This window comes from Pseudovibrio sp. M1P-2-3, from assembly GCF_031501865.1.
In the GTDB taxonomy this organism is placed as follows: Bacteria; Pseudomonadota; Alphaproteobacteria; order Rhizobiales; family Stappiaceae; genus Pseudovibrio; species Pseudovibrio corallicola.
This window is the reverse complement of the sequence record NZ_JARRCW010000001.1, coordinates 1,148,071-1,156,914: the sequence shown is the minus strand read 5'-3', so window position 1 is coordinate 1,156,914 and position 8,844 is coordinate 1,148,071. Positions and strand designations below refer to the sequence as shown.

General features: G+C 48.5%; 7 protein-coding genes. 2 read left to right on the top strand and 5 right to left on the bottom strand.

Features of this window, described 5'->3' with window-relative positions; all coding sequences use genetic code 11:
* Window positions 1-129: 129 nt before the first annotated feature.
* Both P6574_RS05200 and P6574_RS05195 read left to right on the top strand, forming a co-directional pair.
* A protein-coding gene (locus P6574_RS05200; RefSeq protein ID WP_310618446.1) for an IS630 family transposase occupies window positions 130-1,193 on the top strand; the annotation gives its coding sequence in 2 pieces (ribosomal slippage) (window positions 130-613 and window positions 613-1,193; 1,065 coding nt in all).
* 251 nt (window positions 1,194-1,444) lie between these two features.
* Window positions 1,445-1,849 (top strand): hypothetical protein, encoded by a 405-nt coding sequence (locus P6574_RS05195; RefSeq protein WP_310619326.1) that lies wholly within the window; start codon window positions 1,445-1,447, stop codon window positions 1,847-1,849.
* A gap of 109 nt (window positions 1,850-1,958) precedes the next feature.
* Here the strand turns inward: P6574_RS05195 and P6574_RS05190 are convergent, their stop codons facing one another.
* The 5 genes from P6574_RS05190 to P6574_RS05170 form a co-directional block, all read right to left on the bottom strand.
* Entirely contained in the window at window positions 1,959-2,120 is a 162-nt protein-coding gene (locus P6574_RS05190; RefSeq protein WP_310619325.1) for a hypothetical protein, read from the bottom strand.
* 104 nt (window positions 2,121-2,224) lie between these two features.
* Window positions 2,225-3,004, bottom strand: coding sequence for a DNA topoisomerase (locus tag P6574_RS05185; RefSeq protein ID WP_310619324.1), 780 nt, complete (start codon window positions 3,002-3,004; stop codon window positions 2,225-2,227).
* 74 nt (window positions 3,005-3,078) lie between these two features.
* On the bottom strand, window positions 3,079-4,140 hold the full coding sequence (gene istA / locus P6574_RS05180) for an IS21 family transposase (protein WP_310619323.1): 1,062 nt from the start codon (window positions 4,138-4,140) through the stop codon (window positions 3,079-3,081).
* Window positions 4,141-4,330: 190 nt separating this feature from the next.
* Complete coding sequence (locus P6574_RS05175; protein WP_310619322.1) at window positions 4,331-5,935, bottom strand: NAD(P)-binding domain-containing protein; 1,605 nt, start codon at window positions 5,933-5,935, stop codon at window positions 4,331-4,333.
* Between the two features lie 68 nt (window positions 5,936-6,003).
* The gene (locus P6574_RS05170; protein ID WP_310619321.1) at window positions 6,004-8,691 is read right to left on the bottom strand and encodes a non-ribosomal peptide synthetase; all 2,688 of its coding nucleotides are present in this window, start codon (window positions 8,689-8,691) and stop codon (window positions 6,004-6,006) included.
* Window positions 8,692-8,844 lie beyond the last annotated feature (153 nt).

Here is an 8,844-nt window from a genome sequence, read left to right as displayed (position 1 = left end):
ACCCTGTTCAAGACCATGAAGGCAGAAAAGAAAGAGTGCGACTAATACCAACGGCACCTGTTTTTGACTCGGGATGAGGATTCCCAAATCACTTGAATTGTGATTCAACATTGGGAAAGGAGATTCCCAATGTCAGCGATCCCATTGCGCCGAGACTATGATGCTTCTTCGTTACGAACTCTTGCTTGTCAAAGTAAGGATGTCAGGCAGAGCCGCCGCCTTCTTGCTCTTGCTGCTGTTTATGATGGGTTGTCGCGCTTGGAGGCGGCACGCATGGGCGGCATGGACCGCCAAACACTGCGAGACTGGGTGCATCGGTTTAACGCAGAAGGGCCGCACGGCCTGTACAATCGTAAGAGCCCGGGCCGTGTCCGGTGGTTAAATAAAGAGCAAATGGCTGAATTTGCAGATCTGGTTGAGGCTGGGCCTGATTTACAACAACACGGCGTAATTCGCTGGCGTCGGCGGGATCTGCAAGGTGTGATCGAGCAGAAGTTTGGGGTCAGCTATAGCGAAAGGGCTATTTCAAGCCTCCTCAGAGTTCTGGGATTTTCTCGGGTCAGCGTTCGGCCACAGCACCCGGCACAGGACGAGCAAGTTATGGAGACATATAAAAAAACTTCCATGCCCAGCTTAAAGAAATAAAAGCGCGCTTGCCCTCACAAACATCCATGGAAATCTGGTGGCAGGACGAAGCCCGCATTGGTCAAAAAAATGGGCTCACCAGAAGGTGGGCAAAAAAAGGAACGAGACCACGGGCTCCCAGCGACGGGCGCTATCAATCAACTTATGTATTCGGGGCCATCTGCCCCGCCCACGGCAAAGGGGCAGCACTTGTTTTGCCCAAAGCCAATACCAATTCCATGCAGCTTCACCTTAAAGAAATCAGCCGAACCGTCGCCAAAGGGGCGCACGCAGTGGTCCTGATGGATCAAGCGGGTTGGCATACAACGGCAAAACTGAAGTTGCCTGATAATATAACCATCTTGCTGCTCCCACCCCGTTCTCCGGAGCTCAACCCGGTTGAAAATGTTTGGCAGTACTTACGGCAAAACTGGCTCTCTAACCGAACCTTTCAAGACTACCAGGAAATTGTCGATGCCGCCTGTTCCGCTTGGAATAAGCTTATTCAACAACCCCACACAATCACATCAATCGGTAGACGAAATTGGGCGCATACAGGTCAATTATAAGTGCCGTTGGTATAAGGCTCTCCATTTCCTTTAGATCAGTCCTTTTTTAACAAGCCCACTTATTTTAGATCGGGAAAAACGAAAGGATCCAATTTTCCTCACTTATATCCCGTAAAATTTTAAATGCACTTGCATATATTTTACCTGGCAAATATACCACTCACATTAAATATGAGTAATTTTCTCATGATTGATTCGTTTTAGGTAAAACGACCAATCATGTGAGTGGAGTCCAGAATGAATAAACTTCGGTGGAGCTAGATCCGGTTGTTGTCTATAGTTACAATAATGACCAGTTTGCAGAAGCTGCAGATCGAAACACTTCGATTTACGTATCGAAGCAGGCAATAGAAGCTGCCGAAATGGGCACTCTGCGCGATGTGTTTTCTGAAGAGGCCTCTGTCACCGTTGGCGGCGGCATTCCCATTGCACAAAAGATATTTGTGAATGGATTGGATGCGCTCACCCTCAATATGACCATTGAAGGAGCAATGCAAAACAACCGGGCATTCCATCACGCTTTATCGCCGGTTTCAAGGACTGATGTTCTGAGCGGCCGCGCCGCGCCGCGCCGGGCGGCGCGGCGGCCGCTGCGGCGACGGTGGACGGGCGCGTCCTATAAAACAAAGTGTAAATTCAATGAGTTAAGGTGTTAAGGGTGCGAGTGGGATCTGTGTCTGGGGCCTGACGCCCGCCCGGGACCTGCACTCACCGGAGCGGCCACCGGTGCGGGCGCCGTGCTGCAGACTGCTGCTGGGTTATTGGTTAACGGCTGCCGGTGCGGCGTTGAATTGCTGCGGCGATCTGGCGGGCTTGGCGGTGAAACCGGCCGTGAACGCGCAACGGCAGCTGTGGCGCCAGGCGGGCGAAAACCACCAGCAGCTGGTCGGTGGGCGGGCGCCTATAACGCTGACGCATCAGCCGCAAATACGCCTCCTCATCGCCGCAAAAGCCGGCGGGAGGAGAGAACGGACAGTTTGGATCGCCGGGGTCGGTGTGCCAGGTGCGGGCATCATAAACGGGCATCGGGGTCAGGCTCGGCTGCGGGCATGGGGCACGATGCCGCTACATTTGGGATAGCTCCGACAGCCCCAGAACTGGCGGCGGCGGCCGTTGGACTGGGACTGGCGCAGTTGCGTTGCACCGCCGCACTCGGGACACGGGGGCGTTGAGGCGGCGCTGTGCACGGCGCCGGTGCCGTCCATATAGCGGCGCTTGCAATTGGAATTGGAATTGGTACACAGCCACGAACTGACCCCTGCGTCCCAGAACTCTTGCAACGGCGCCGCGCAGCTCTCACAGGTGAAGCTGGGTGCATAGGCATTGAAGGTCCGCAAGAATGTGGCCTTGTAGTGGTCTGGATCGTGGCGAAATGCCTGTAATTGTTCTTGGGTTAACTCCCGCACCCACGTGTCAATATCGCTCATGAATTGGGTGTCACAGGTGGTGCCGCGGCCAATTTCATCCAGCGTTTGTTCCCACAAGGCGGTGACGCCGGCGGCCGCCAGGGCCTTCGGGACCACCGCCACCAAACCACGCGCTTTGGGGGTTGGCAATAACACTGTGTTTTTGCGTAAGAAATAGCCCTTAGTGATGGCGGCATCGAGGATCGTCGCCCGCGTGGCCGCTGTGCCCAACCCGGCAGTCTTATCAAGGATCTGGCGCTGTTCAGCGTCTGTAACAAACTTGGAGATGTGCTCCATTGCGGCCAGCAAGGTCGCTTCGGTGAAGCGCTGCGGTGTGCGGGTCATTTTTGATAAGATATCCGTCGGCCCTCGGTGAATGGGGGTGCCGGGCTGCAAATTCGGCAAGGCACACGTCTGCTCCAGTGGGCCCTGGTCGCTGTCGGGGGCGCGCTTACAACAAAAAAGCAGAATTGGAATTTTTAGAGGTGTCCTAATGGTAATGTACTGCGCATAACTGCGCAACGTGACCGTTTTAAAGCTGTACGCGCAAGGAACGGAATAGCTGTTGTATCATACTGGACCAAACAGGTGCCGCTGACACGAGCTGTCCGCTCCCGATAGCCATCGAAAGCCCGGCCTTTGGAACGCAGACAAGCATGCTCCCTCTGGAAAACCTCAGCAATCGTCTGGCTCTTGTCTTCCGGGTGGTCCTTTTGCGCCAACGCCTCACAGCGCAGTTGCAGATGGGCATTGAGGTCCTCAAGCGTTGCAAACGACAGTTTGGGACAAAACACTTGTCCGCGCACCACTTTGACCTGATTTTCAACCTGCCCCTTTTCCCAGCCGCTGGCCGGGCTACAGGCAACAGGCTCTGTGGCGTAATGGCTCATCAGTGCTTGAAAACGGGGATGAAACACCCGCTCCTTACCTTTGCCTATCTCAAGCACCATGGTTTTGGGATTGTCGATAATGACCCGCTCGGGGATCCCGTCATAAAAGGCAAAAGCCTCATTAAAGGCATCCAGAACCATCTCCTGGGACTCACGAAAATAAGCAATCAGAAATGGTTTGCGCGAATGGCACAGGCGGAAATGGGCCACATATATCCGTTGGTCCACCCCGCCAAGGCACACCACCTCATGGCTCCAGTCAAACTGCACCGCATCGCCAGCGTCAAACTCGAGCGGAACATACCCCTTTAACGGACCGCCTTTGGTTTTGAGGCGTAAAATATACCGCCGTACCGTATCATAGGACCCTTCAAAGCCTTGTAAAACTAAGGCCTCATAAAGACCACGCATACTTCGGCGCTCTCTGGAAGGGCGTAAAAGGTCAGCCTCAAAAAGAGACTTGAGGTAAACTTCATAGTCCAGCAAGCTGCGCAGCGGACGCGCTGAACTCAGATTATACTTTGGCTCGACGATATCATTACGTAAATACTTGCGGATGGTATTACGAGAGATACCGGTTCTCCGGCTCACTTCCCGAATTGAAACCCCATCCACCAGAACCCACCGACGGATCTTAGCAACTGTTTCCATGCATAACACCTGACTGCTTCTCCGTGCCCGAAAAAACACGAAAATTTAGACACAGAAGGTGGGTCAGTTTTCAATGCAAAATAACGGTAGTGTCAACAATCTTTCGCACTTTTTGTTTTCAAGCAATGGCTCCGGTTTGCTCTTCGATGTTCTCGAAGAATGGCTTCATAGTCGTATAGCGTTTCGTCGTCTAAGTGCATGAAATAGTGGCTATGCTTCCTTCTAGTACCTCACGGATCGCATCAACTTGATAGTGTTCGTGCCATTGGGCAAGATCAGTCATGCTACGGCTTTTTGTAAAGCACTGATCAAAGGCACCGGGCATGTAGCACCCAAATAGATCATCAAGGATATGTTGTTGATCGTATAGTTTACCTTGAGAATAGCTTCTAATAATAGGGTGAATGAAAACACTCTCAGCAGCAGCTTCTTTGGTTGGGACACGATTGAAGGAAAGGACATTATTGTTATCTGGAGATCCCCAGATGAAGGAGACTGTGATTATCAAATCGGAGCTCTTGAAGCGTTCAATTGCATAGTCAATCACTAAGGACTCGTAGTACCGCAACTCCCCATTTTCATACACCAAGATATCAGCTAATAAGTCGAATTGGAAAAAGATTGAGGCTGATCTTGTGAGCCTGTTTGCAATATGCCTTGCAATGTCTTTTGCTTCTTGATCCAGCACTTCATATGGCAGTGTCACATCATGGTACTTCTCTTCAAGAAGGTTAAAGAGGGTTTGAGCATTATGCCGGTAGCCGCCGATAAAAGTGCTTGCCGCCTTCTGATAGTCAATTGCCTGCGTTAAGGTTCCTGCAAAAAAGAGGCCTTCAACGTTTGTGGACTCCCATGAATTTGTCAATGCTGGAAACCGATCATCAATCACAAGGTCGGGCTGTGTTTCGCTAGAAAATATTGAAGTATCAAAACGAAATCCGGTGCACGTAATGATGCGGTCAAAAAGAAGGGTCTCCAATGAACTTTGTGCGTGCGAAAATATGATATCTACTTCCAGTTCCTTGCCATTGTGTCTGATTTCGGAGATATCAGCATCGATCAGAATACCGTTAATTGTCTTTAGCTGATAGGCATCCAAGGGGGCAATCAGCGTAGAGCGTGCGTGTCCACTATGTTTTGTCTCCCACGCTAGCTGAAGTGACTCCGGGCTCACCATTATTGAAACCATAGCTCTGTTTTGTACAACATTTAGAACTTCAAAAGCAGAGTTCCCCTTGCCAATAATCAAGACTCTTTGGCCCTCAAACTCCTCTGGTTCCATTGAAACAGTCGAGTAGTCATCAGTGACATGTTCAACGCCCTTGATTTCTGGAATGTAGGGGGCAGCGCCAGATGCCATAATCAGGCATTTAGTCTCATAGTGTTCTCCGCCTTCATCAACAACCAAAAACACGTCGTCCTTCTTTGTAACTTTAACGATGTTTGTATTGTACTTTATGTTCAATTGAAAACGCTTTGAATATTCATTCAGGTAACTTGTAAAGCTGTCAGCTTTTGGGAGAAAATCCTTATCGAAATCCCGGAATTTTGGCGCTGAGGGGTCGCAATTAGACAACAGAGAATTCCAGTCAAAGCGCATCTGGACTTTGGGGTCCTCGGAGGGAACCGGTGGGCGATTGTATGAAATAAGACGACGAGATCGTGGGTATTTTTGAAAGAATGATCCTGCCTGTGCGTTGCGCTCCAGCACTACATAGTCTCTACCGGCTTTTTCAAGGAAAAAGCCAAGCTGTAAACCGGCAGGCCCAGCTCCAATAACAACGTAGTCAAGCATAGTCTTTCCTTTCTATTATTTACTTATCTGCGTAATATTACATCTTAACTTCCCCCATAAGTCTAAAACTACATATATATTGATTTAAGGTATGATCTTATCTTCATTTGAATTGAATTTACATTTTCCATATTCATTACTGTTGTATGAGATCCTGAAATCTTAAAAAATACTATTGGATGTCGTGATAGTTCTAAGCATTCTGGAAACTCTTTGGCCATAGCCTCGGGGCTCCCCTTCCATTCTGTTTCTGAACAGAAAATAGCAGCACGTTCAACTTTTATGTTAGATTCATGCCCATAACCAAATTCACATTTTCTGAGGGCCATAGTTATTTCGAGGATGTTTTCAAATTGAGCCTTTTCAAGTGCAAGCTCTTTTATGCGATTAGCATTTCCACGTGAGAATACATAGTCCATGGGATTTAGATCAGAATTCAATTGAAGAAACTGCTGTATTTGCTTTGCTTGATCTTCGTGAATAAGGCCTAAGAGAAATGCGGGCATGACCTTAGTTTCTAGCGGATCTGGAGGATCTGTATGGATGTGGCCGATTATTTCTGCAATGCCGAGAATGACAGTCTTTTCCCCAAACGTTTCGAGCTTTTGCCCTATATAAAACGCAATCTTTGCTCCCATAGAATAACCGGCAATTATATAAGGCCCCGTTTTTTGTTTTTGGAGAATGGCATTTGTGTATGTATCCACCATTTCCGACATTGATGAAAAAGGGGAACTTCCAGGGTCAAGGCCTCGGGTACGAATTCCATAGAACGGGCGTTCACCGGAAAAAAAATCAGATAGGTGCAATTGGACAAGGACATCTCCAAGCACATCATGGACACAAAATATGGGTGTTTTGTTACCACTCTCCTGCAGAATTACGACTGGGTCGTAGGATTGATGCACCACGTCTGTACTCTGTACCCACCGCGCCGTTGCTTCTATCGTTGGCTCTTTGATGAACTTAACAGGCGTTAGACGTGTGGTGAGATTGAAGGTTTTCTCAATTTTCGATAGCAAACGCAAAAGTTCAATCGAAGTCCCGCCCAGATCGAAAAAACTATGATAAATACCCAGATTTGCTTTCTTAATTCCCATTACCTCTGAGAAGAGATTTAGAACCATTTCTTCATCAGGCGTGCGTGCAGCAACAATATCCCCAATTAACAGGTGGTGCGTTGATAATGCCTCTTTGACGAGTGTGGCGAATTCTCCAGCCTCAAGACGTCGGCGTAAATCTGTCCGCTTGATTTTGCCAAGGCTGGAGCGGACTAAGACACTCTCAGGTACAGGAACCACGATTGAAGGACGGAAGCCCCATTTCAAAACAGTCAACTTTTGAATGGCCGCTATGGTTTGCGCCAAAGAGGTTTTATCACTCAGATCTGCTAAGGGGTGAAAAAACACCACAAGCTCTTCAGTTGATGCCCCTTTCGGGCGAGTGGGGAATACGGCAGTTGTACCAGACTTTATCCCAGCTAGTTGCTCCAGTGCAATTTCAAGTTCTTTTAGTGAAAAGTTATTGCCGTTGACAATGATCGTATCCTTGATCCTACCGGTAAGTTGAAGCCCTGTGCTCTCGCTCCAGGAGCCTAAGTCACCCGTTTTAAACCAGCCATCTTGTGTAAAGGCTTCAACAGTGGCCAAAGGGTTTCCATAATACTCTTTAAATACAACAGGCCCACGCAGTTGAAGTTCGCCAGTGTTGCTTTTTTGATCGGCTGGAACAAGTCGCATTTCGATATTGTCGATTGGCCAGCCCACGGGTGCGAATTCCGAGGTTTCATCCAATGAGAACATTCGATTATAAATGCAGCCAGTACAGGTTTCTGTCATTCCAAAGGCAGGTACAATGGCGCCCTTAGCCAATCCCACAGGGTCAAGGATCTGATAAACTTGCTTTACCGCCTCACTTACAATGGCTTCACCGCTGACATCCAGATGTTGTAAATGGCTGAGATCAAACCCACGTATATTATCCATAAAATCAGAATTTTGTGCCTGCTCAACTGTCCCAACCAAAATGAAATTTGGAACAAATGTTGAAGTAATCTTATATTCGCTCACCAGCTTCCAAAAGTTCAAAGGCATGGAAAATATGTAACGCGCGAGTGTATTCACCACCTCACTTCCAGTATAGGCAGGGCGTAAAAGACCATTCAATGTGGCTCCAATATGATCGAACATAAGCCAATTTAGATAGACGCCATTTCTTATCTTTTCTACGGAAGAAAGCGAACTCAGGATCATACCATGCGTTAGCGTCACTACCTTTGGCAGTCCGGTTGACCCCGAAGTCAAGCTGAGCATTGCTATTGTTTCGGGATGAATACGCGTAGTATCGATTATTATAGAAGCTGCTGACTTATTACGTAAATCTTCGATGGTTATTATCTGATCCGTCCTGTCGAAGATATCCCGAAACTGCGTACTCGTCACAATGATCGGATTATCAAAGAGACTGGTAAGGTGCCCTATCAACCGATCCCACCCAGCTCTGTCAGCTATATTTGGAGTTAGCGGACAAACCGGAATCCCCCCTAAAAGACACCCCCAAATCAACGGTGTAAAGTCTTCTGCATTCTCAAAGACGGCAAGGATTATCCGACCCTGCTCTAACGCTAAGGGTGTCAATAGAGCTTGCAAATGGCGCGCTTCCCGCGATATATCCTCATAACTTTTCCGCAGGTATCTCGTCTCGTTTACAAAATGGAAGCTACGATCACCGTGGTCGCGGACAGCACGCTCCAGCATTTCGGCTAGATTGGAAGGCGGATCATTCAAACACGGAGATTTACGTAGGTGTTGTGCGCACATAAGACTCTTCCAGTTACTCATTTGACGTGTATAACAATCAGAAAAAACAAATTAAAGCACCCCTCGGGTGGGGATAGTAAGTATTAAATA